The sequence below is a fragment of the Clostridium luticellarii genome (assembly GCF_002995845.1).
GTDB lineage: Bacteria > Bacillota > Clostridia > Clostridiales > Clostridiaceae > Clostridium_B > Clostridium_B luticellarii.
Genome location: NZ_PVXP01000143.1, coordinates 1 through 1,775, shown reverse-complemented (window position 1 = coordinate 1,775; position 1,775 = coordinate 1). Strand labels below are relative to the sequence as shown.

Annotated in this window: 1 pseudogene; it reads right to left on the bottom strand. The window is 34.2% G+C overall.

What is annotated here, in order from left to right:
• Positions 1 to 251: 251 nt before the first annotated feature.
• A pseudogene (locus CLLU_RS18405) lies at positions 252 to 1,629 on the bottom strand (transposase).
• Positions 1,630 to 1,775 lie beyond the last annotated feature (146 nt).

Below are 1,775 nucleotides of genomic sequence, written 5' to 3'. Positions count from 1 at the left end.
TAGGTAATTGCGAAACTCACTGATAAAAATGAATTGATGATGGGAAGAAGTTTCAAAAAAAGGTAATTAGAAGATCAAAGGCAATTCTTGTAATTTATAATAGTTAAACAGAAAAAAAGGGCATAAGAAATAAAGCCATGATTAATTCTAAAATTTTAAAATAGCTGGTATTTATGCAATTAATGGTTTTAGACTTTTGATATATTCATGCCTGTGTATTTTATTGGCTATGACAGCTGTTATTAGCTGAGTTATACCAGCAAGAAGCAAGTCGGCATGAAGGGTTTTTTCATTTTGTGTCCTGCGCTCTGCAATACAGCAGCTGTGTTTAAAATTTTCGATACTTTTTTCTATAGCAGAACGAATTTTATAGGTGCAGTTCCATTCCTGAGAACCACGAACGGTTCCGGGATATGCACGCAGGTTCTTTTCAGGATAAATGTAAAACATCCTGCCGCAGGATGATTTAGTACAGGGATCTTCACAAAAAGTTTTTCGTTTACTCTTTTTCGTTTCTTTATTGTAGACCCATTTCATTTTAGGGCAAACGAATTTCATTGTAGGAATTCCTGAACGCAAATGTGATTTGCTGCTTTCCCGTTTCATGGGCAGTGAATGGTCATGGGGACAGCAGGGAACAGCATCTTCATTCAAAGGACAATCAGATTCTTCTGATACGATTTTAGTTTTTAGTGGTATGTATGCTTTTTCAAACTTTAATTTCTGTAAAAGACAGCTATAAATTTCAATGCTGTCAAAGGCAGCATCGCCTAAAAATATTTTAGGGTTTATCATGGGATGTTTTTTTAAAAAATCCTTAAGAACAGGTATAAGAGCTTTAGCATCAGCAAGAGATTTATCCTCATCAGGTGAGTTGGACTTTTTTTCAACAACAATGTCTGGATGAGCTTTAAGGAAATTTTTATTGTAAAATGAAATGTTTCTTACAATGCCAAGACCGTTGGTAACAAGACCAAATTTAAAAGCATAGCAAAAATGTCCATTAATATACATCTGCTGGACAGCAGGATTGGCATTAGCATGGGAAGGCATGGCACCATAAGCAGCTTTATAAGGATCATAGGAATCACCTAAACCATTTAACTTCTTAAAAGTTTTAAGCTGTTTTATAATGCGGTTGGCATATTTAGGATTGTTTTCAGTTACGAAAGCTTCAATACCAGAAGTATCGAAGATGGTCATGGATGCAAGTTTCTTATTAATTTGTTGGCATATTGGTTCAGTAATATCAACTAGATTATCAAACATCAATTGTAAGTCCAGAATAAAATCCTGTTTAAAGCGTGTGAATTTAGAGGCATCAGGAACTTTAAGAAAGCCGCAGAAATCCCTTAATTCCTGAGAATACTTAAGGAAGATAATCAGAAGGGAATCTTTAGGAATAGAAAAAATACGCTGCAAGATTAAAGCACGAAGCATGGAGTAAAGCTTATATTTACGAGGTCTTCCGGTGGGCGCATAAAAATGATTTATGAAAGAAATCGGAACTAAATCATCAAGATTAATAGTGTTTTCAAGTAAAGAAAGAAACTGGGGCTTGTTGTTTTGAAATTTTTCTTTGCAGTCAGAAAATATATCTGCCAAAGAAAGCTGTTTATATGTTATCATAAATATGTAACTCCTTTCTGAGGTATAATGGTGATTTTGTTTTTTGATTCAATTCAATTTTACCATAAATCAGTGAGGAGTTATTTTATTTTGCAGCAAGAAATATACCGCATTTATGCGGATTACAGCGTTTCGCAAACGCCTAA